Annotated in this window: 22 protein-coding genes; 5 read left to right on the plus strand and 17 right to left on the minus strand. The window is 71.9% G+C overall.

All coding sequences use genetic code 11. The features are described 5' to 3' along the window. Window positions 1-115 precede the first annotated feature (115 nt). The 9 genes from hpnD to ACWG52_RS07205 all read right to left on the minus strand — a co-directional run bounded on the left by hpnD (window position 116) and on the right by ACWG52_RS07205 (window position 9,247). A complete protein-coding gene (hpnD, locus tag ACWG52_RS07165) occupies window positions 116-1,078 on the minus strand; it encodes a presqualene diphosphate synthase HpnD (protein ID WP_390167780.1) in 963 nt (320 codons plus the stop codon). Then, window positions 1,075-1,959: a squalene synthase HpnC gene (hpnC, locus tag ACWG52_RS07170; RefSeq protein WP_389813532.1), complete on the minus strand. Its 885-nt coding sequence runs from the start codon at window positions 1,957-1,959 to the stop codon at window positions 1,075-1,077. Before hpnC ends, hpnD begins: the two co-directional genes overlap by 4 nt. Before the next feature lie 409 nt (window positions 1,960-2,368). Beyond that, complete coding sequence (locus ACWG52_RS07175; RefSeq protein ID WP_389813529.1) at window positions 2,369-3,151, minus strand: ABC transporter ATP-binding protein; 783 nt, start codon at window positions 3,149-3,151, stop codon at window positions 2,369-2,371. Further along, window positions 3,144-4,073 (minus strand): ABC transporter permease, encoded by a 930-nt coding sequence (locus ACWG52_RS07180; protein ID WP_389813526.1) that lies wholly within the window; start codon window positions 4,071-4,073, stop codon window positions 3,144-3,146. Before ACWG52_RS07180 ends, ACWG52_RS07175 begins: the two co-directional genes overlap by 8 nt. A gap of 94 nt (window positions 4,074-4,167) precedes the next feature. Next, window positions 4,168-5,013 carry a glycosyltransferase family 2 protein gene (locus ACWG52_RS07185; protein ID WP_389813774.1) on the minus strand — a complete coding sequence of 282 codons (846 nt, stop codon included), beginning with the start codon at window positions 5,011-5,013 and terminating at the stop codon, window positions 4,168-4,170. A gap of 35 nt (window positions 5,014-5,048) precedes the next feature. Beyond that, window positions 5,049-5,828 (minus strand): CDP-alcohol phosphatidyltransferase family protein, encoded by a 780-nt coding sequence (locus tag ACWG52_RS07190; protein WP_078909265.1) that lies wholly within the window; start codon window positions 5,826-5,828, stop codon window positions 5,049-5,051. Beyond that, entirely contained in the window at window positions 5,806-6,867 is a 1,062-nt protein-coding gene (locus tag ACWG52_RS07195) for an iron-containing alcohol dehydrogenase family protein (RefSeq protein ID WP_033219950.1), read from the minus strand. The genes ACWG52_RS07190 and ACWG52_RS07195 overlap by 23 nt, the downstream gene beginning before the upstream one ends. Next, the gene (locus ACWG52_RS07200; protein WP_033219952.1) at window positions 6,855-7,607 is read right to left on the minus strand and encodes a phosphocholine cytidylyltransferase family protein; all 753 of its coding nucleotides are present in this window, start codon (window positions 7,605-7,607) and stop codon (window positions 6,855-6,857) included. The genes ACWG52_RS07195 and ACWG52_RS07200 overlap by 13 nt, the downstream gene beginning before the upstream one ends. Further along, window positions 7,604-9,247, minus strand: a complete 1,644-nt coding sequence (locus tag ACWG52_RS07205) for a DUF5941 domain-containing protein (protein WP_453128215.1) — start codon at window positions 9,245-9,247, stop codon at window positions 7,604-7,606. The genes ACWG52_RS07200 and ACWG52_RS07205 overlap by 4 nt, the downstream gene beginning before the upstream one ends. Between ACWG52_RS07205 and ACWG52_RS07210 the strand changes: the two genes are divergently transcribed. From ACWG52_RS07210 to idi, 3 genes are all read left to right on the plus strand, one after another. After that, the gene (locus ACWG52_RS07210; protein ID WP_390136831.1) at window positions 9,224-9,361 is read left to right on the plus strand and encodes a hypothetical protein; all 138 of its coding nucleotides are present in this window, start codon (window positions 9,224-9,226) and stop codon (window positions 9,359-9,361) included. The genes ACWG52_RS07205 and ACWG52_RS07210 overlap by 24 nt on opposite strands. A gap of 410 nt (window positions 9,362-9,771) precedes the next feature. After that, complete coding sequence (locus ACWG52_RS07215; protein ID WP_389813518.1) at window positions 9,772-11,097, plus strand: GNAT family N-acetyltransferase; 1,326 nt, start codon at window positions 9,772-9,774, stop codon at window positions 11,095-11,097. A 153-nt stretch (window positions 11,098-11,250) separates the two neighbouring features. Continuing rightward, on the plus strand, window positions 11,251-11,850 hold the full coding sequence (gene idi / locus ACWG52_RS07220; protein WP_389813515.1) for an isopentenyl-diphosphate Delta-isomerase: 600 nt from the start codon (window positions 11,251-11,253) through the stop codon (window positions 11,848-11,850). 42 nt (window positions 11,851-11,892) lie between these two features. Here the strand turns inward: idi and ACWG52_RS07225 are convergent, their stop codons facing one another. Both ACWG52_RS07225 and ACWG52_RS07230 read right to left on the minus strand, forming a co-directional pair. After that, the gene (locus tag ACWG52_RS07225) at window positions 11,893-12,387 is read right to left on the minus strand and encodes an ATP-binding protein (RefSeq protein WP_389813771.1); all 495 of its coding nucleotides are present in this window, start codon (window positions 12,385-12,387) and stop codon (window positions 11,893-11,895) included. Window positions 12,388-12,517: 130 nt separating this feature from the next. Further along, on the minus strand, window positions 12,518-13,195 hold the full coding sequence (locus ACWG52_RS07230) for an HdeD family acid-resistance protein (protein ID WP_453128217.1): 678 nt from the start codon (window positions 13,193-13,195) through the stop codon (window positions 12,518-12,520). 80 nt (window positions 13,196-13,275) lie between these two features. Here ACWG52_RS07230 and ACWG52_RS07235 point away from each other — a divergent pair, with 80 nt between their 5' ends. Continuing rightward, window positions 13,276-14,034, plus strand: a complete 759-nt coding sequence (locus tag ACWG52_RS07235; protein ID WP_390137165.1) for an enoyl-CoA hydratase/isomerase family protein — start codon at window positions 13,276-13,278, stop codon at window positions 14,032-14,034. A gap of 10 nt (window positions 14,035-14,044) precedes the next feature. On the opposite strand, the gene ACWG52_RS07240 is transcribed toward ACWG52_RS07235, so the two are convergent. Together ACWG52_RS07240 and ACWG52_RS07245 are read right to left on the minus strand one after the other, a co-directional pair. Beyond that, window positions 14,045-14,674: a DJ-1/PfpI family protein gene (locus ACWG52_RS07240; protein ID WP_386131246.1), complete on the minus strand. Its 630-nt coding sequence runs from the start codon at window positions 14,672-14,674 to the stop codon at window positions 14,045-14,047. 83 nt (window positions 14,675-14,757) lie between these two features. Continuing rightward, window positions 14,758-15,741, minus strand: coding sequence for a GlxA family transcriptional regulator (locus tag ACWG52_RS07245; RefSeq protein WP_389813509.1), 984 nt, complete (start codon window positions 15,739-15,741; stop codon window positions 14,758-14,760). A gap of 100 nt (window positions 15,742-15,841) precedes the next feature. On the opposite strand from ACWG52_RS07245, the gene ACWG52_RS07250 reads away from it, so the two are divergent. Then, on the plus strand, window positions 15,842-17,479 hold the full coding sequence (locus ACWG52_RS07250) for an ABC-F family ATP-binding cassette domain-containing protein (RefSeq protein ID WP_453128219.1): 1,638 nt from the start codon (window positions 15,842-15,844) through the stop codon (window positions 17,477-17,479). Here ACWG52_RS07250 and ACWG52_RS07255 read toward each other — a convergent pair. Genes ACWG52_RS07255 through ACWG52_RS07270 form a run of 4 tightly spaced genes read right to left on the minus strand, consistent with a single transcriptional unit; the run spans window position 17,466 to window position 20,389 of the window. Then, complete coding sequence (locus tag ACWG52_RS07255) at window positions 17,466-17,939, minus strand: hypothetical protein (RefSeq protein ID WP_390136833.1); 474 nt, start codon at window positions 17,937-17,939, stop codon at window positions 17,466-17,468. The genes ACWG52_RS07250 and ACWG52_RS07255 overlap by 14 nt on opposite strands. Beyond that, window positions 17,936-18,715, minus strand: coding sequence for an SDR family NAD(P)-dependent oxidoreductase (locus ACWG52_RS07260; protein ID WP_453128222.1), 780 nt, complete (start codon window positions 18,713-18,715; stop codon window positions 17,936-17,938). Before ACWG52_RS07260 ends, ACWG52_RS07255 begins: the two co-directional genes overlap by 4 nt. Before the next feature lie 8 nt (window positions 18,716-18,723). Beyond that, the gene (locus ACWG52_RS07265) at window positions 18,724-19,899 is read right to left on the minus strand and encodes an MAB_1171c family putative transporter (protein WP_389813497.1); all 1,176 of its coding nucleotides are present in this window, start codon (window positions 19,897-19,899) and stop codon (window positions 18,724-18,726) included. After that, window positions 19,889-20,389, minus strand: coding sequence for a hypothetical protein (locus tag ACWG52_RS07270; RefSeq protein WP_389813494.1), 501 nt, complete (start codon window positions 20,387-20,389; stop codon window positions 19,889-19,891). The genes ACWG52_RS07265 and ACWG52_RS07270 overlap by 11 nt, the downstream gene beginning before the upstream one ends. Window positions 20,390-20,559 lie beyond the last annotated feature (170 nt).

The following is a 20,559-nucleotide window of genomic DNA, read 5'->3' on the forward strand; positions in this document are numbered from 1 at the left end:
CGAGTGGGCGCCGCGGCCGTGCCCGGCGCGAAGTCCCTGGGGAGAGACGCGGCCGCCCGCTCGGTGGTTGCTCGGGTCCGGGTCCGGCCGGGCCCGGCGAGAGCGGTCGTGGTCATCAGGCTCGCCTCCGGGTGTTCTGGCGGGAGACGGTCCGCGCGTCGAGGCCGGACAGGCCGCGCACGGCCACGTACGCCTTCTCGTGCGGCGGCAGCGACACGCGGCCCCGCAACACCGCCTCCGGCTCGCGTTCGATGCGGTCCAGCAGCCGCCGGTAGATACCGGCCATGGCGGCCACGCAGGCGCCGCTGCGCCGGTCGAGCATCGGCAGCAGCCGGTAGCCCTCGGCGAACAGGGCACGGGCGCGCCGGACTTCGTGGTGGACGAGCCCGGCGAAGTCGGCGCCGGCGGGCATCCGCTCGCTGCCGAAGCCGTCCGAGCAGCCGAACTTGGCGAGGTCCTCGGCGGGCAGGTAGGTGCGCCCGTTGCCGGCGTCCTCGCGAACGTCCCTGAGGATGTTGGTGAGTTGCAGGGCGAGTCCGAGGGTGTCGGCGTACTCACCGGCGCGCTCGGCGTCGGCCGCCGCGAGGCCCGAGCCGTTCACCGTGCCGAACACGCCGAGCGAGAGCCGCCCGATGGCCCCGGCCACGCAGCGGCAGTAGGTCCTGAGGTCGTCCCAGGTCTCGTAGGTCTCGCCGCGGACGTCCATCAGGACCCCGTCGATGAGTTCGTCGAGGCCGCCGAGCGGGATGGGGAAGCGGCGCGCGGCGTGCGTGAGGGCGACGGCGACCGGGTCGGTGTCGTCCTCGTCGATCTCCTCGGCGCGGATCCGCCCGAGCAGGGCGCGGGTCTCCTCGAGCCGGGCGAACTTGGCCTCGGGTGCCAGCGTGCCGTCGCCGATGTCGTCGACCCGCCGCGAGAAGGCGTACAGCGCGGACATCGCCTGCCGCTTGTCGGTCGGCAGCAGGCGGATGCCGTAGGCGAAGTTGCGTGCCTGGGCACCGGTGACGGCCTCGCAGTAGCTGTAGGCGGCCTGGACCGGTGCGGACGCGTGTGTGAGGCCCTCCACGGTCGGGCTCACCCCTTTCTCGGCGCTGTGCGCAGGACGGCGGCCACCTCGCGGAGCAGGCCGTGCTTGGTGGGCTTGGGCGGGCCGGGGAGTACGTCGAAACCGGCGGCGGTGACGGCTCGTAGAGCCGCTCGCCCCCCTCCCACGAAGCCCGCGAGCAGCAGCCGGAGTCTGCCGTGCACGCTCCCCACGAGCGGGGTGCCTTCCTTCAGCAACTCGCGTGCGCGCTCGGCCTCGAACGCGATCAGGGAGCGTACGGAGGCGCCGGCGGACGGGGCCGCGAGCTCGGCCTCGGTCACGTGGAAGCGGCGCATGTCCTCGGCGGGCAGGTAGATGCGGTCGCGGCCGAGGTCCTCGGCGACGTCCTGGATGTGTTCGACGATCTGCAGGGCGGTGCAGACGGCGTCGGAGCGGCGGACGCGTTCGGGGGTGCTGGTGCCGGTGAGGGAGAGCACGAGGCGGCCGACCGGGTTCGCGGACAGCTCGCAGTAGCCGACCAGGTCGGCGTAGGTCTCGTAGCGCGTGACCCGCTGGTCCTGGCGGTTGGCCTCGATCAGCCCGAGGAACGGCTCGGGGGTCAGGTCGTGGGCGCGGACGACGGGCCGCAGGGCCTGCAGCAGCGGGTGCCGCGGGGGGCCGTCCGTGCCGCCGAACACCCGGTGCAGGTCCGCCTCCAGGGCGTCGAGCATGGCGGGCCGGTCGTCGACCGCGGCGGGGTCGAGTCCGAGGAGTACGGCGTCGTGTCCGCCGGGGGCGAGGTCGCCGTCGCCGATGTCGTCGACGAGGCGGGCGTACCCGTAGACGGCCGTCAGTCCGTCGCGCCAGGCGCGGGGCAGGAAGACGGGGGCGACGGGGAAGTTCTCCGCCGCCGCCTTGTCGAGGGTGGCGCTCACGTGGACCGGGTCGGCCAGGGGTCGGATGCCGTGCCCCGGGGTCACCGCCCGCCGCCCGGGGCGGGGACGGCCGTCGTGCCTGGGGGCCGGAGAATTCCCGTAGCCATTGCCGTCACATCTCCCGTTCTACACTGCCGACCCATTACATCCTATTTCGGACACGCCGCCGAGGGATTCCCCGGGCTGCCCCAAGGCCCTTCACCTGCGGGGAATCGTCCCCTCTTGCCGCGATTGGGGACCGCCTCAGCTTACGCGGTAGAACGTCGCGGAGCCCTCCGGGGTATTCGCTCCGCCACCGAATGTCGCCGCGAAATGCGAGAACACGATTGAGGCCCCCGCCGCGCTGAGCGGCGGGGGCCTTCGGGTGAAGCGGAAAAGCGCCGGAAGAGGGCGCCGCGCGACCCGGAGCTCAGCCGTTGGTGGCCTTCTCGTATGCCGAGACGACTTCCTCGGTGGGCCCGTCCATCAGGAGCTCACCCTTCTCCAGCCACAGCACCCGGTCACAGGTGTCGCGGATGGACTTGTTGTTGTGGCTCACCAGGAAGACCGTGCCGGCCTTCTGTCGGAGTTCGCGGATCCGGTCCTCGGAACGCACCTGGAAGCTGCGGTCACCGGTGGCCAGCGCCTCGTCGATCATCAGAACGTCGTGGTCCTTGGCCGCCGCGATGGAGAAGCGCAGGCGCGCCGCCATACCCGAGGAATAGGTACGCATCGGCAGGGAGATGAAGTCGCCCTTCTCGTTGATGCCCGAGAAGTCGACGATGCTCTGGTAACGCTGCTTGATCTGCTCGCGGCTCATACCCATCGCGAGACCGCCGAGAACGACGTTCCGCTCGCCGGTGAGGTCGTTCATCAGGGCCGCGTTGACACCCAGCAGCGAGGGCTGGCCGTCGGTGTAGACCTTGCCCTCCTCGCAGGGCAGCAGGCCCGCGATGGCGCGCAGCAGGGTGGACTTGCCGGAGCCGTTGGAACCGATGAGGCCGATGGCTTCGCCGCGGTAGGCGGTGAAGGAGACCCCGCGCACGGCGTGGACCCGCCGGACGCCCGGGGAGTCGCCCTTCTTCCGGCGGACTATCTTGCTGAGCGCGGCGGTGGCCGCACCCTTGCCGCTGCTGCCGGTGTTGACCCGGTAGACGATGTGGACGCCGTCCGCGATCACGGTGGGGACGCGCCCCTGGGTGTTGTCAGCCACGGCCGTAACGCTCCTCAGACTTCCAGAAGTACACGAAGCCGCCGATGCCGATCACCACGGCCCAGCCCACGGCGAATGCCCACACGTGCGGGGGCAGGTTGCTGCTGCCGTAGTCGTCGATCAGCGCGAACCGGATGAGGTCCATGTAGATCGCGATCGGGTTCCACAGCAGCACGTCACTGATCCACTGCGGCTGGTCCTTGAGGTAGACCCCGATCGGGAACATGACGCCGGAGGCGTACATCCAGGTACGCATCACGAACGGCATCAGCTGCGCGAGGTCGGGGGTCTTGGAGCCCGCCCGCGCGAAGATCATGGCGAGGCCGGTGTTGAAGACGAACTGCAACGCCAGGGTCGGGACGACCAGCAGCCAGGAGAGCCGCGGGTAGTTGCCGAAGGCGATGGCGATCACGAAGACGACGATCATCGAGTACAGCAGCTGCTGGAGCTGCTGGAGCGAGAAGGACACCGGCAGGGAGGCGCGCGGGAAGTGCAGCGCCCGGACCAGCCCGAGGTTGCCCGAGATCGCCCGGACGCCCGCCATCAGCGAGCTCTGGGTGAAGGTGAAGACGAAGATGCCCATCATCAGGAAGGGGACGTAGACGCCCTTGGGCATCTCCCGGCCCGCGCCGAGGATCAGGCCGAAGATCAGCCAGTAGACGGCCGCGTTCAGCAGCGGGGTGGCCACCTGCCAGACCTGGCCGAGCTTCGCCTGGCTGTACTGCGCGACCAGCTTGGCCCTGGAGAAGGCCATGATGAAGTGGCGCCGGCCCCAGAGCTGCCGCACGTACTCGCCGAGGCCCGGCCTGGCGCCGCTGACCGAGAGGCCGTACTTCCTGGCGAGCTCCGCGGGACTCAGCCCCGCGTCGTCGGACGGCGGCCTGCTCGTGGCGAGGGCGCCGTCGTGGGTTGTGTCACTCACAAGTTGAAACTTTCGTCTTCAAGATGCGGCCAGGTGGGCATCAGGCTGGTGGCTCGAAGCCCGTGATCGCGTCATGTTCCCAGACGCGAGCTGGTCAGATGACAGGAGGTCGACCCAGCCGGGTCAACCGCCAGACCGTTCGCCATCTCATCGGGCGGCGGGGTCCACAGGGACTGGTCCATCCCTCGCGGAAACCGCCGAACCAGGCCTTGAGCGCGGGTACCGAGGGCTTCCGTACGAGCGTCAGCAGGAGCCAGACGCCCAGGTAGACCGGGACCAGCGGGGCGGGCAGGTTACGGCGGGCGAGCCACACCCGGTTACGAGCCACCATACGGTGATAGACCGCGTGCCGGGAGGGGGCAGTGGTCGGGTGCAGCAGCACCATGTCCGAGCGGTAGTCGATCAACCACCCTGCGTCGAGGGCCCGCCAGGCCAGATCGGTCTCCTCGTGCGCGTAGAAGAACTCCCCCGGCAGCACTCCGACCTGCTCGAACACCGTCGTGCGGACGGCATTGGCGCCGCCCAGGAAGGTGGTCACGCGCGACGAGCGCATCGGGTCGGAGGCGCGCAGCCGCGGCACGTGCCGGCGCTGCGTGACGCCCGTCTCGGGGTCGGCGATCCGGAAGCTGATGATCCCGAGCGCGGGGTCCTCGGCGAAGGCCTGCCGGCACAGCTCGGCGGTGTCGGTGCGCTCCAGCAGACCGTCGTCGTCCAGGAAGAGCAGCACGTCCACGTCGCGGCCGCCGGGGCCGAAGGCCTCGATGCCGACGTTGCGTCCGCCAGGGATGCCCAGGTTCTCGGGGAGGTCGATGCTCCGGACGCCCTCGGGCAGGCCGGTGACCCGCACGCCCTGGCCCACGACGACCACGTCGATCGGGGCGCCGTCCTGGCGGGCCACCGAGTCGAGGAGCGCCTTGAGCTCGTCGGGCCGGTTGCCCATGGTGATGATCACGGCGCCCAGCCGCAGCGGGGCACTCACTTGAGCCTGCTGGAGGCGAGGATGGACACCAGGTGCAGCACGGTCTGGAGCATCGCGATGCCGGCCAGTACGGCGACACCGACGCGGGACCAGTAGAGGTCTCCCTGCACCTGGTCGACGACGGCCAGCACCAGGATGAGCAGCGAGGCCTCGATGCCCAGGATCAGGCGGTGGAACTTCAGCGCGGCGGCGGCGCGGCGGGCGAAGGCCATGCCCTTCGCGCGCGGCTCGGCGGCCGCGTCCTTGACCACGGGCTTGCCGGCCTGGTGGCGGGCGACGCCGACCAGATCGGTCTCGGCCTTGATCAGGATGGCGCCGAGTGCGGCCAGGGTGCCGAGGAAGGCCCACAGCCAGTCGGCGCCGCCGGGGCCCCAGAGGTCGGCGGCGCGCAGGCCGAAGCCGACGAGGACCGCGGCGTCGCACAGGTAGGCGCCGACCCGGTCGAGGTAGACGCCGGAGAGCGAGAACTGCTTCTTCCAGCGGGCGACCTCGCCGTCGACGCAGTCGAGCAGCAGGTACATCTGGACCGCGACCACGCCGAGGACGGCGCCCAGGATGCCCGGCACCAGCAGGGCCGGGAGGGCCAGGACGCCGGCGAGGGTCATCAGGTAGGTCAGCTGGTTGGGCGTGACCTTGGTGGTGACCAGGTGGCGGGTGATGCGCAGGGAGATCTCGCGCATGTAGAGGCGCCCGCCCCAGTGCTCGCCGCTGACCCGGTCCTTCACGCCCGCGGGGTGGACGACGGGCCGCAGTTCAGCTACGGATGGTCTTGACATAGTCGGCGTAAGCGTCCCTGATCTCGGCGGCGGACAGGTTGAGGTGCTCCAGGATCGTGAAGCGTCCCGGGCGGGTCTGGGGGGCGTACTCGACGGCCGCGACGAACTCGTCGACGCTGAAGCCGATCTCCTCGGGCCCGACCGGCAGACCGTGCCGGCGCAGCACCTCGACGAAGAGGCCGGACGTCTCGGCGGCTCCCCGCAGGTGCATCGCGAAGGCGGCGCCGATGCCGACCTGCTCGCCGTGGAGGGCGGAGCGGCCCGGGTGGAGCAGGTCGAAGGCGTGGCTGATCTCGTGGCAGGCGCCGGACGACGGGCGGGAGTCCCCGCTGATCGACATGGCGATGCCGGAGAGCACCAGCGCCTCGGAGAGCACGGTGAGGAACTCGTCGTCGCCGCAGCCACCGGGGTGGCGCAGCACGGATTCACCGGCGGTACGGGCCATCGCGGCGGCCAGGCCGTCGACGGGCTCGCCGTTGATCTTGTGCGAGAGCTCCCAGTCGGCGATCGCCGAGATGTTGGAGATCGCGTCGCCGATGCCGGCGCGGATGAACCGGACCGGGGCTTCCTTGATCACGTCGAGGTCGATCACCATGGCGATCGGCGTCGGCACACCGTAGGAACCGCGGCCGTTGTCGTTGTCCAGGATGGACACCGGCGAGCAGATGCCGTCGTGCGAGAGGTTGGTGGCGACGGCCACCATGGGCAGCCCGACCCGCGCCGCGGCGTACTTGGCCACGTCGATGATCTTGCCGCCGCCCAGGCCCACGACGGCGTCGTAGCGGCGGCCCTTTATGTCGTCGGCCAGCTTGACCGCGGAGTCGATGGTGCCGTCGACGACGGCGTACCAGTCGGCGTGCGGCAGCACGGGCTCCAGCCTGGCGCGCAGTGCCACGCCGGAGCCCCCGCTGATCGCGATGGCCAGCTTGCCGGAGGCGGAGATCCGCTGGTCGGCCAGGAGGCCGGCCAGGTCGTCCATCGCCCCGCGACTGATGTCGACGACGACGGGCGAGGGGATGAGCCTCGTCAGTACTGGCATGCGATCGTCCGGCCCTTGGCGAGGTCGTCGTGGTTGTCGATCTCGACCCACTTCACGTCGCCGATGGGGGCCACGTCGATGGTGAAGCCGTCGTTGACGAGCTGCTGGTAACCGTCCTCGTAGTAGAGGTCGGGGTCGCGCTCGAAGGTGGTCTTCAGGGCCTCGGCCAGCTGCTCGGCGGCCTCGGGCTCGATGAGGGTGACACCGATGTACTCGCCGGTGGCGTCCGCGGGGTCCATCAGCTTGGTGATCTTCTGGACGCCCTTCCCCTCGGCGGTGACGACCTTCATCTCCTCGTCGGCCAGGTTCTTGACCGTGTCGAGGGCGAGGATGATCTTCTGGCCGTTGCCGCGGGCGGCGAGCAGGGTGCGCTCGACCGAGACCGGGTGGACGGTGTCGCCGTTGGCGAGGATCACACCCTGCCCCAGGACCTCACGCGCGCACCACAGGGAGTAGGCGTTGTTCCACTCCTCGGCCTTGTCGTTGTCGATCAGCGTGATCTTGACGCCGTACTTGGCCTCCAGGGCCTCACGACGGGCGTACACGGCTTCCTTGCGGTAGCCGACGACGATGGCGACCTCGGTCAGGCCGACCTCGGCGAAGTTGCCCAGCGTGAGGTCGAGGACCGTCAGGCTCTCCTCGTCGCCCTCGGGGCCGACCGGCACGAGCGCCTTGGGCAGGGTGTCGGTGTAGGGACGCAGACGGCGTCCGGCACCGGCAGCGAGTACAAGGCCGATCATGCTGGTTCTCCTTCGTCATGTACGGCGGGTGCTCCGGAGGAGACCCAGAATCGGATGCTCTCCACGAGCACCACGAGTGCCACGAACACGGCCATGACCGTGAGCGCGACAGGGAAGTCCGCTTCGCGCGACACGAGGACGGCCGCCAGGGCCGTGATCAGCAGGACCCGGCCTTCGTGGCCGCCGATCGTCCGCACCAGCCAGTGCGGGGGCGCGCCGGTGCCACCGCGAATGCGGTACACCGTGTCGTAGTGATGGTAGGCGACCGCCGCGATCAGGCCGAATGCCGCCGGAAGGGCCCCGGGGACGTCCGCCTTGACGGCGAACGCGAGGACGGTGACGTATTCGGCGGCCCGGAACAGCGGCGGGATCAGCCAGTCCAGGGCGCCCTTGAGGGGCGCGGCGACGGCGAGCCCGGCCGCCATGACATAGATCACCGCGACGGCGATCAGCCGGGGGTCGCCGAACGGCAGGAACACGGTGCCCGCGATCATCACCAGCGTGCCGAGGGCCGCCACGTACACGGAACCGAAGGATCCGGCGCGGCCGCGCAGCAAGCGGGCCTGGAGCTCGGCGAGCGGACCCGAGTCGGCCAGGTCGGCCAGCGCCTGGGCCGCCCGGTCGGTGCGGGTGGCCTTGCGCGTCAGGGAGCGCAGGACCCGGCCGGCGGTGGTGTAGAGCGCTCCGAAGGCGCAGCCGATCAGCAGGGCGTAGAAGACGATCCGGGGGGTGGTGAAGGCGGTCAGGACCGCGATCATCGCCCAGCGCTCACCGATCGGGAGGATGATCATCCGGCGGACCCACACGGTCCAGCCCACGCTGTCGAGCCGGCCGGACAGGGCGGCCGTGGGAGACGTGTTGGCGGTGGCGTCGTGGTTGGCCTCGTTGAAGGAGAAGTCCACGACGTGCCGGCAGGTCATCAGGATCATGGAGCCGACGGCCAGGGCCCAGACGTCGTCGCCGTTCCTGGCCGCGCCGAGCGCGAGTCCCGCGTAAAAGGCGTACTCCTTCGCGCGGTCGAAGGTGGCGTCGAGCCAGGCGCCCATCGTCGAGTACTGGAGCGAGTAGCGGGCGAGCTGCCCGTCGGTGCAGTCCAGTACGAAGGAGACGAGGAGCAGCACACCGGCCGCCACGTAGCCCCAGCGTTCGCCGGTGGCGGCGCAGCCGGCCGCGATCAGTGCGGTGATCAGCGAGGCGGTGGTGACCTGGTTCGGGGTCAGGCCGCGGCGCGCGCACCAGCGGGCGATGTAGCGCGAGTACGGGCTGATGAAGAAGGTGGTGAAGAAGCCGTCGCGGGACTTCACGGCGGTCCGCAGGCGGACTGCCTCGTCGTCGACGGCGGCGACGGCTGCGGTCGCCGCGTCCCGCTCCGCGCGAGCGGTGGGGACGGTGGCGACGAGCGTGCCCAGTTCGGGGCGCTGGACGGTGGTCCCGGCGGCCTCGACGGCGGCCGCGAGCCGGTCCGCGTAGGGGATCGCCTCGTCGGCGCCGCTACCGGCGGCCTCGGCGGCGGCCTTGTCGAGGGCGCCGCGGGCCCCGGCCTGGACGGCGAGGGCACCGGTGACGGCGCAGGCGTCGAAGCGCGGGTCGGTCAGCGCGAGCCGCAGCGCGTGCACGTGCCCGACGAAGGCACTGTCCACGACGGCCACCCGCTGGTCGGCGGGTACGCCCGCCAGCGCGGCGGCGGCGTCCTGGGGGCCGGCGGCCGGGCGGACGTCGAAGCCGAGGGAGCGCAGCTCGTCCGCGAGCGGTGATCCGGGGACCGGCAGGCCGGTGAGGATGACGGTCGGCAGACGAACTCACTCCTTGTAACGGATTGCGAACGCGCGCCCTTATGGGGCGGCAGCACGTCGGCAGAGGCTATCGGATGAATGGAGGCAGGGGTTCACCACCCGTTTACGCCCTGATAAGCCGAATATTCGGGCCCGGGGCCGGGTTCCGATCATCATTGACGATCACGGCGCGGTACCACAAACGGCCCGGATGTTACGGTGGACACGCCCCTGAACGTGTCGAGTGGAAAGAGGTGGGTTGATGACCGTCGTAGTGGTCGCGGCCATGCGCAGCGAACTCCGGTACATCTCCCCTTCCTTCCGGGCATCCGGCCGGGCCTGATCACACAGCTGGGCCTCGTCGGCCGGAGCCCCCGTTCCAAGGGTTCACGTTGACCGACAGCAATTCCTTCGACGATTCCGTCGACCTCGACGGCGCCGACGACTTCACGCACGCATTCTTCGCCCTGCACCACGGCCTGCCCCGGCAGGCTCCGGGCTCCGACGCGAGCACCCGCCACCTGTTGTCCCTGTGCGGACCGCTGCCCGAGCGGCCGCGCGTCCTCGACCTGGGCTGCGGCCCGGGCCGCAGCGCACTGCTGCTCGCCGCCGAGGCGGGCGCGGCCAAGGCGGCCGGCGCCGAGGTGACCGCCGTCGACCTGCACGCCCCCTTCCTCGACGAACTCCGTGCGGCCGCCGCGGCGCGCGGTCTCGCCGACCGGGTCCGCACCGTGGAGGCGGACATGGGCGCCCTCCCGGACGAGGGCTTCGAGGACGGTTCCTTCGACCTCGTGTGGGCGGAGGGTTCCGCCTACCTCCTCGGCTTCGACGCCGCGCTCGCGCGGTGGAAGCGACTGCTCGCCCCGGGCGGCACCCTCGTGCTGACCGAGTGCCAGTGGTCGGTCGCGCGGCCGTCCGCGGGCGCCCGCGCCTTCTGGGACCCGCACTACGCGCTGCGCACCACCGCCGGCAATCTCGCGGCCGCCCAGGCGGCCGGGTACCAGGTGCTCGGCGTGCACGAGCTGCCCGACTCCGACTGGGCCGAGTACTACGGCCCGCTCGCCGAGCGGGTCCGTACCCTGTCCGGCACCGGTGGCCCGGCGATGGCGCGGGCCCTGGCCGCGACGCGCGAGGAGCTCGACGTACGGGCCCGCCACGGGCACGAGTACGGGTACACGGGCTACGTCCTGCGCCCGGTGAGCGCCGGGGACGGCGACGCCTGGCCCGCCCGGCCGGAGACCGCGGCCGACGTGGCGGCCGTACGGGCGGTGAATCTGGCGGCGTTCGGAACTCCGCTGGAGGCCGACCTCGTGGACGCGCTGCGCGGCGACGAGGCCTGGCTGCCCGGGCTGTCGTACGTGGCGCAGGCCCCGGACGGTTCGGTGGCGGCGCACGCCCTGCTGACCCGGTGCGAGGTCGGCGGCGTCCCGGCGCTCGCGCTCGCCCCGGTGGCGGCCGATCCGGCCCGGCAGCGCTCGGGCGCGGGCAGCTCGGTCGTACGGGCCCTGCTGGCGGCGGCCCGGGAGCGCGGGGAGTCACTGGTCCTGGTCCTGGGGCACCCGGAGTACTACCCGCGCTTCGGCTTCGTGCCGGCGTCGCACTTCGGGATCCGGGCCCCCTTCGAGGTGCCCGACGAGGCCATGATGGCGCTGGTGCTGGACGATTCCCGCCCGGTGCCGGTGGGGACGATCGGCTATCCGGCCCCGTTCGGAGTCTGACGCGCACACAACGTCATATGAATGACACGTGAGGTGATCCGCCCCTCGTCGCCTAGCACGCGACGGGGGGCGGACATGCGTGGATCTCCGAAGTGGGGACAAGCCTCTTTTGTACGGCAGACTGAAGGCCGAAGTCCGAAGCGAAGGATGGGTATGCCGACCACACCAGCCACCGCCGCGAACAGCGCGTCCAACGGCACCGGTACTCAAGAACCGATCATGCTCGAACTGGTCGACGAGGCCGGCAACACCATCGGCACGGCGGAGAAGCTCTCCGCCCACCAGGCGCCCGGCCTGTTGCACCGGGCGTTCTCCGTGTTCCTCTTCGACGAGCAGGGCCGACTGCTGCTCCAGCAGCGGGCCCTCGGGAAGTACCACTCCCCCGGCGTCTGGTCGAACACCTGTTGCGGGCACCCGTACCCCGGGGAGTCGCCGTTCGCGGCCGCGGCCCGTCGGACCCATGAGGAGCTGGGCCTGTCGCCCTCGCTGCTCGCGCAGGCGGGGACGGTGCGCTACAACCACCCGGACCCCGCTTCGGGTCTGGTGGAGCAGGAGTTCAATCACCTGTTCGTGGGACTCGCGCAGACCGTCGTGCGGCCGGATCCGGAGGAGGTCGAGGACACGGCCTTCGTGACCGCCGAGGAGCTGGCGAAGCGGCACGCCGAAGTGCCGTTCTCGGCCTGGTTCATGACCGTGCTGGACGCGGCGCGGCCCGCGATCCGCGAGCTGACCGGCGACGCGGCGGGCTGGTAGTCCGTACGCCGTCCCGCTGTCCGCCCGCCCGTCGGCCGCCGCTCAGCCGGCGGTCGGCGGGGCGGTGAGCGGCAGGGCCGCCCAGATCACCTTGCCGCCGGTCGAGGTGTGCTCGACGTCGCAGACCCCGCCGGCCTCCAGGGTGATCTCCCGGACCAGGAGCAGGCCACGGCCGCCGGTCTGGCCGAAGTCGGCCTCCAGCGCCTTGGGCCGGTAGGGGTGGTTGTCCTCCACGGCCACCCGGACCCACTCACGGCCGATCGCGACCTCGACCGCGACCTCCGGCGAGAGCAGGGCGGCGTGCCGGACCGAGTTCGTCACCAGCTCGGAGACGATCAGGAGCAGGGAGTAGACGAGGTCCTGATGGGCCGGCACCCCCTGGCGCCCGAGCAGGTCCCGGACCGCACGGCGGGCCTGCGGAACGGATTCTTCAACGGCGGGTGCGGTGAACCTCCACACTCCCTCGTAGGCGAGGGGGTCGCCCGGAGCCTCCACCTCACCCGCCTTGGCTGGCGGGACGCTCCCGCTGACATCCATCTTCCGTCCCCCGTCTTCGCGCTCGATCGTCTCCACGCGACAAGAGTGGGGAACGGGCTGGTCCGGACCCGACTGCTGACCAAAAGTCAGCGCCTATCGGACACTTTCTGACCGCCGGCGTATGACAGAGTCAGTTGTTCGACTGTTCCTGATCTTCTGTCGGTCGCTTCACGGCCGCCTCGCCCGCCGACGCCGCCGCGGCCGCCCCCGCCGGAGCCTCGTCCTCCCTGACCAACCCCAGGATGCGCCGGGAACCCATGCCCATGGCCACCAGGCTCAGCCCGTCGAACAGCAGGGCGAGGGAGAAGAACGTTCCGATCACGTACAGACTGTTGCCGGGCCAGTTGGAGAGGATCAGGAAGCCCAGCAGGATCCCGAAGGCGCCCTGGACGACCGCGAGCCCGAAATTGGCGCCGCGCACCACCAGCGCCCCGACCAGCCGGAACACCCCTGCCGTGAGGAACAGCAGCGCGGCGAACATGGTCAGTGCCTCGGCGCTCGCCTCGGGGCGGCGCAGGATCACGAAGCCCGCGGCCAGGTTGATCGCGGCGACGACCACGGCGAGCCAGAAGTAGTTGCTCCTGCGTGCCTGGACGGCCTGCAGCAGGCCCACCACGCCGCCGAGGAGCAGCAGCCAGCCGAAGAGGAACATCGAGGTGAGCGTGGCCACCCCCGTGTAGACCAGGCCGACCAGACCGGCCAGCACCAGGACCACCCCGAGGGCCGTCATCAACGCGAAACTGCGGTTGAGCTTCTTCTTGTCCCGCTGCGGTTCCGGGCCGCCGGCCTTCGCACGGTCTGCGCCCATGGACGTGCCACCTCCTCGCAAGGACTCCCTTGATCATAGGTATGACCGCGCGGGATAGCATCCGGCGCATGGACGCAGCCCTGGACGCACAGCTCCTGCACACGGTCGCCGACGGGGTGGCCACGGTCGTCATCTCGCACCCCGCCAAACGCAACGCCATGACCGCCGCCATGTGGCGGGCGCTCCCGGAGCTGCTGACGGGCCTGGCGGACGATCCGGCCGTACGGGTGCTCGTGCTGACCGGGGCCGGACCGACCTTCTGCGCGGGCGCCGACATCTCCTCTCTGACCGGGGACGCCGGCGCGGCCGGGGCCGAGGACCCGCGAGTCCTGGCGGTGGCCGCCGAGGAGGCCCTGGCCGCCTTCCCCAAGCCGACCCTGGCGGCGATCCGCGGCTTCTGCGTGGGCGGTGGCAGCCAGCTGGCGGCCGCCTGCGACCTGCGCTTCGCCGAGGAGGGTGCCTCCTTCGGGGTGACCCCGGCCAAGCTGGGCATCGTCTACCCGGCGTCCTCCACCCGCAGGCTCGCGGCCCTGGTCGGCCCGGCCTGGGCCAAGTACCTCCTCTACTCCGCGGAGCTGATCGGCGCGGAGACGGCGCTGCGCGCGGGGTTCCTGAACGAACTGCTGCCCGCCGGGCAACTGGACAAGCGGGTCGTCGAGTTCACCCGGATCCTGGCCACGCGCTCGCAGCTGACGCAGGCCGCGGCCAAGGAGTTCGCGGACGGCCGGACCGACCGGGACGCGTACTGGGAGGACCAGGCCGCCGGGAGCGCGGACACCGCCGAGGGGGTCGCCGCGTTCCTGGAGCGCCGGTCCCCCCGCTTCACCTGGACACCGTGACGGACGGCCCTCAGCCGGGCGTGCCACCGCCCCGCAGCATCGCGACGAGGGCGGCCGGGGCCTTGTCGGGCGAGCCGGCGTCGTAGGGCGGCCGGGGATCATACTCGGTCATCAGCTGCACGGCTTTGGCGAAGTCGTCACCGGCGATCCGGCCGAGCAGGGTGAGCCCCATGTCGATCCCGGCGGACACCCCGGCGGCCGTGACGTACTTCCCGTCGAACACCACCCGCTCGCCGGTGGGCTCGGCCCCGTGGTTCGGCAGCTGGTCCAGGTACAGCCAGTGGCTGGTGGCCCGCCGGCCGTCGAGCAGCCCGGCGGCGGCCAGCAGCAGGGATCCGGTGCACACCGAGGTCGTCCAGGTGGTGGTGGCGTCGACGGCGCGCAGCCAGTCCATGACCACCGGGTTGGCCATCTCCCGGTCGGGATGCGGCCCGCCGGGCACGATCACGATGTCGGGGCGGGTGACCTCGTCGAGCCCCTTGTCGGCGACGAGCGCGAGCGAGCCGTTGTCGGTCCGCACGGGCCCCGGCCGCTCCGAGACGAAGACGACCTCGGCGTCGGTCAACCGGCCGAGGGTGTCGAAGGGGCCGATGGCGTCGAGGGCGGTGAAGTGGTCGTAGAGCAGTACGGCGATCTGCATGGCTCCTCCGGAGCGTCGGTCCGAACACGGCTCCGCCCGCGTGGGCGGTTCTCTCTCTTCTTCCGGGTGCGCCGGGGCGGCGCTCAGGGGCCCGGACCCGGGCCCGCCGTGCCGAAGCGGCGGCGGTACTCGGCCGGCGGCTGGCCGAGGTTGCGCACGAAGGCCCGGCGCAACGCCTCCGGGTTCCCGTAACCGCAGGCCCGGGCGATCTGTGCGATCCCTTCCCCGCTCTCCTCCAGCAGCCGCCGGGCGTGGTCCACCCGGACCCGTTCGACGTACCGGCCGGGCGTGACCCCGGTCTCCGCCTGGAAGGCCCGCGCGAAGTGCCGCGGCGAGAGCCGGGCACGGGCGGCGAGCTGCTCGACGCCCAGCTGCTCCCCCGGGTGCTCGGTGATCCACTGCTGGACGTCCCGCAGCGGGTCCCGGCGGGCCGTCTGGGCGGCCAGCTGCGCACTGAACTGCGCCTGGTTGCCGGGCCTGCGCAGGAACACCACCAGGTGCCGGGCGATCGTCAGGGCGACGTCCTGCCCGTGGTCCTCCTCCACCAGCGCCAGGGCGAGGTCGATCCCCGCCGTGACCCCGGCCGAGGTGGCCACCGGCCCGTCCCGTACGTAGATCGGGTCCGGGTCGACGGCGACGGCCGGATAGTCGCGCGCCATCCGCTCGCAGGCGTTCCAGTGCGTCGTCGCCCGCCGCCCGTCCAGCAGTCCCGCCTCGGCGAGCAGCAGCCCTCCCGTGCACACGGAGACGAGCCGCTCCACGCCTCCCCCGTGGGTCCGGAGCCAGTCGGTGAGCCGGGGCTCGAAGTCCGCCGTGAACCGTCCCCCGGGGACCAGCACCGTCGTCCCGGGCCCCGGTCGGGCGCTCTCCAGTTCCCCGTCCGGCACCAGCGTGAGGCCGCTGCCGGTGCGGACGGGCTTCCCCTGCGGGGAGACGGTCCGGATCGTGTACCCGGCCCGCCCGGGAAAGTGCGCGAGCGCGGCGAACACCTCCACCGGACCGGTCACGTCCAGGCTCTGGACCCCGTCGTAGAGGAGGACGAGCACGTCGTGCGGCGATGACCCCATGGCTTCATGGTGTTCCGCCCCCGCGATGGCCGCAATGACGTGCTTCCCACCTATCCGGCCATGCCGGGCCCCGTCCGGGCGCGGATAGGATCGGCACATCATGACTGCAACCCTCGTCGCCAAGAAGCTCACCGCCGCGCACGGTGAGCGCACCCTCTTCGCCGATCTCGACCTCGTCGTCGCCCCCGGCGACGTCATCGGCCTCGTCGGCGTGAACGGCGCCGGGAAGTCCACCCTGCTGCGGCTGCTCGCCGGGCTGGACACCCCCGAGACCGGGGAGCTGCGGCTCTCCCCGCCCGGTGCCGCCGTCGGCCACCTCCCGCAGGAGCCGGAGCGTCGGCCCGAGGAGTCGGTCCGGGAGTTCCTGGCCCGCCGTACGGGCGTGGCCGCGGCCCAGGCCGAGCTGGACGCGGCGACACAGGGCCTGGTGGACGGAACGCCGGGCGCGGACGACGCGTACGCGACCGCGCTGGACATGTGGCTGAACCTCGGCGGCGCCGACCTCGACGAGCGGGCCCAGGAGGTGGCCGACGAGCTCGGGCTCGCCGTCGGTCTCGACCTTCCCATGACGGCGCTCTCCGGCGGCCAGGCGGCCCGGGCGGGCCTGGCCTCGCTCCTCCTCTCCCGCTACGACGTCTTCCTGCTCGACGAGCCGACCAACGACCTCGACCTCGACGGTCTGGAGCGGCTGGAGCGCTTCGTCAAGGGGCTGCGGGCCGGCACGGTCGTCATCAGCCACGACCGCGAGTTCCTCACCCGGACGGTCACCAAGGTGCTCGAACTCGACCTGGCGCAGCAGCAGATCAACCTCTACGGCGGCGGCTACGACTCCTATCTGGAGGAGCGCGCGCGGGCCCGCAGCCACGCGCGCGAGGAGTTCGAGGAGTACGCGGACAAGAAGGCCGCCCTGGAGGGCCGGGCCCAGATGCAGCGCAACTGGATGGACAAGGGTGTGCGCAACGCCCGCCGCAAGGCCTCCGACAACGACAAGATCGGAAAGAACCTGCGCGGCGAGTCCAGCGAGAAGCAGGCCGCCAAGGCCCGCCAGACCGCCCGGGCGATCGAGCGGCTGGAGGTCGTCGACGAGCCCCGCAAGGAGTGGGAGCTGCGCATGGAGATCGCGGCGGCCCCGCGCTCCGGGTCCGTGGTGGCCACCCTGCGCGAGGCGGCCGTCAAGCGGGGGGACTTCGCCTTCGGTCCGGCGAGCCTGCAGATCGACTGGGCGGACCGGGTGGCGATCACCGGGGCCAACGGCGCCGGCAAGTCCACGCTGCTCGCCGTCCTGCTGGGCCGGCTGGCACCGGACTCCGGGTCCGCCACCCTCGGCTCCGGCGTCCTGGTCGGCGAGGTCGACCAGGCGCGCGGCCTGTTCCTCGGCGACGAACCGCTGCTCGAAGCCTTCTGCGCGGCGGTCCCCGAGACCGAGCCGGCCGAGGTCCGCACCCTGCTGGCCAAGTTCGGCCTCAAGGCGGCCCACGTCCTCCGCCCGGCGGGCACCCTCTCGCCGGGCGAGCGCACCCGGGCGGCGCTGGCCCTGCTCCAGGGGCGCGGGGTGAACCTGCTGGTCCTGGACGAGCCGACCAACCACCTCGACCTTCCGGCGATCGAACAGTTGGAGGCCGCGCTCGACGCCTACGAGGGCACCCTGCTGCTGGTCACGCACGACCGCCGCATGCTGGACGCCGTGCACGTGACCCGCCGCCTGGAGGTCTCCGGCGGCAAGGTCACCGAGCTCTAGGGCGACTCCCCGAGGCGTCCCGCCGGGCACAGCGTTCGCGTGCCTCGCGGACCGGCAGGCCGACGAGGACGGTGTACGCCTCGGGCAGGCGGCCGGTGTCCAGCTTCCGGCCGATGCTGAAGGCCGCCCCGCTCGCGATGCCGCCCAGGACGCCCATGGACCGGCCCAGGAGCCGGCGGACCCGCTCGCCGGACTCGTCCAGCACCACGTGGACGTCGAACACTCCGATGAGGTCGAGGAGTTCCCCGAGGAACTCCTCGTCCCCGGGGGCGAAGTCGCCCCACAGTTCCTCGGCGCCGCGCAGCCGCCGCTGCACGTCGGCGCGCGGGATGCCGAGCGCCTCGCACACCGCGAGGGCGGTGTCCTGGAAGTCGGCGCCGACCGTGAGGGCCGCGTACACCTCGACGGGCGGCAGCCCCGACGCCAGGGCCTCGCGGGCCCGCTCCACGGTCGCACTCATGCGGTCGGGTCCGCCGGGGCCCGGCGCTCGCGGGCCATCCTGGCGGCCACGAACGTACGCGGCAGGTGCCGGACGGCGAGGGCGTAGGCGCGGTAGCGGAGGCCGGTGACGCTGACCGGTCGGCGCAGGGCGAGGTCCTTCAGGGCCTGGGCGACCACGGCCTCCGGCTCCAGCCAGACCGCGTCGCGCAGCGCGCTGACGTCCATCCCGGCCCGCTGCTGGAACTCGGTGCGGGTGAAGCCGGGGACCACGGCCAGCACCCGGACCCCGTACGGTGCCAGGTCCACCCGGAGCGACTCGCTGAAGGCGGTGATCCAGGCCTTGGCGGCGCCGTACGTCCCGGTCGGCAGGAGTCCCGCCACCGACGAGACGTTGAGGACCGCGCCCCGGCGGCGGGCGCGCAGGCCCGGCAGGAGCGCGTGGGTGAGCCGGAGGGGGACCTTGACCAGCAGGTCGAGCATCCGCTCCTCGTCCTCGACCGGGCTGTACGGGAAGGGGGCGGCCAGCCCGAAGCCCGCGTTGTTGACCAGGATGTCCACGGGCCGGGCCGACGCGGCGAGCCGCTCGGTGACGAGCGCGCAGTCCGCCGGGTCCAGCAGGTCGGCGGGCAGCACCTCGGACGCGGTGCCGTATTCCCGGGCCAGTTCGGCGGCGACGGCGTCGAGCCGGTCCTTGTCGCGGGCGACGAGGACCAGGTCGCAGCCCTTGGCGGCGAAGCCCCGGGCGAAGGCCGCGCCCAGTCCGGCACTGGCGCCGGTGATCAGTACGGTGGTCACGAGGTGTTTCACTTCCTTGTGGTGGCGGGCGCGGCGTACGCCTGGGCGACGTCGACGAGGAACCGGGCCTCGTCCGCCAGGTCCCCGCCCTCCTGCGAGGTGTGGATCGCGGCGGGCAGTTCCAGCGCGGCCGCCTCGCCCGGCCGCCCGGGCGCTCCGTCGAGCTTGGCCTGCCGGGCCTCCTTCAGTACGCGGGCCAGCGCGGCGGCGGTGGCCCGCTGCTCGGGGACCCCGTGGCCGGTGACCTGCCCGCGGGCCTCTTCCATGGCGCCCGGGGCCGCGTACTCGCCCAGGATCAGGATCGCGTCGCGGGTCTCGATGACCTTCCGGTACACGAGCAGGTTGCGCGGGACCGGCGGCCACAGCAGCTCCATCACCCGCCAGGCGCGCGGCTTGTTGAGGGCCACGTGCGGCACCGCTTCGACCAGGTCGCGCCACAGCGGCCAGAGCCGCCAGGTCGTGGCGATGTCCGCGCAGGTGCGGCGGAGCGTGAAGAGGGTGGGCACGAGGATCGCGGCGGCGCGCAGCAGGCCGTGCAGGTTCATGAGCAGCGGGAGGGCGGGCATCGCCCAGGTGCTGCCGAAGAGGGCCTTGAGCAGGTAGGCCAGCCAGAACAGTCCGGCGAGGGCGGTTCCGAGGCCGAAGAGCCGCAGGCCGGCGGCCAGGCCCCGGCTCTCGGTACGCCGGCTGTAGCGCGAACACAGGGCCACGCAGACGATGTTGGCGACCACATGGGCGGAGATCAGCACGAGCCAGTACGCGAGGGAGGGCACCGGGTCGCCGACCGGGGGCATGGTGTGCGTGCCGTGGTCGGGGGCGGCCGCGTCCAGGGCGAGGAGGGTGATGAGCCAGGCCACGGTGGCGACGCAGGCGGTGAGTTGGAGCCTGCGGCCTCGGGTCGTGGCGGCCACGAAGTAGAGCACGGCGCCGGCCGAGAGCACGCCGATGAGGTTGCGGACGAGGCCGATGGTGTGGGCGTAGCCGGAGCCGCGGCTCATCGCGTAGGCGACCACGTCCGGGAGGTTGAGGGTCATCGCGGCGGCGGCGGTGGCGACGGCCAGCCACAGGCCGCGCTGTTGCGGGGAGCGCAGGGCTCCGGGGGCGCGGAGCAGGACGGCGGCCCACAGGCACACCACGCTGGGGACGGCGAGCCAGTTGCCGAGGTCGGTCAGGTCAGTTGCCATCGGTGCCCCGCTCGTACCCCATGGCCGACTCCAGCCGGGCCAGGGTGCCGCGCGCGCCGTTCGCGGACCGGGGGGCGAGGTTCGCGGTGCGGATGCGGATCATGCTGGCGAGCATCTCCGCCTCCTGCTCCTGCCGGGTGGTGTAGTTGGTGCGCCCGAGCACCACGGGGGCGTGCCCGTCGGTCTCCTCCCCTTCCAGGGAGTGGTGACCGAAGAGGATGTGGCCCAGCTCGTGGAGGACGATGTGCTCCCGGTGCAGCGGGGTGGTCTGCGCCTCGTAGAAGACGTAGTCGACGCCGGCCGTGCCCACCCACAATCCGCAGACTCCTGACTCGGCCGCCTCCTTGGGGAGCGGGTGGAGCCGGATGGGACGGCCGCGCCGCTCGGCTATCCGGCGGCACAGGTCGTCGAGGGAGAACGGGTGGGTCAGATCCAGATGGCCGAGAATCTGCTCGCACCTCTTGCGAATGCTGAGTTGCCGGTGGGGCATGTGATCCCTCTTCGGACCCTTTCCGGGGCAACGGTGGTAGGCGTGTGTGGGCATGGGCATGACGTCCTGTGCCTTCGAGGCGGCCTCGGGGAATACGGTCCTGAGGGGAAAACGCGGAAGCCCGTCCGCCGAGTGACGAACGGGCGTTCCACCATGCCTACAGATCTTGT

It is taken from the genome of Streptomyces sp. CLCI03, from assembly GCF_053615355.1.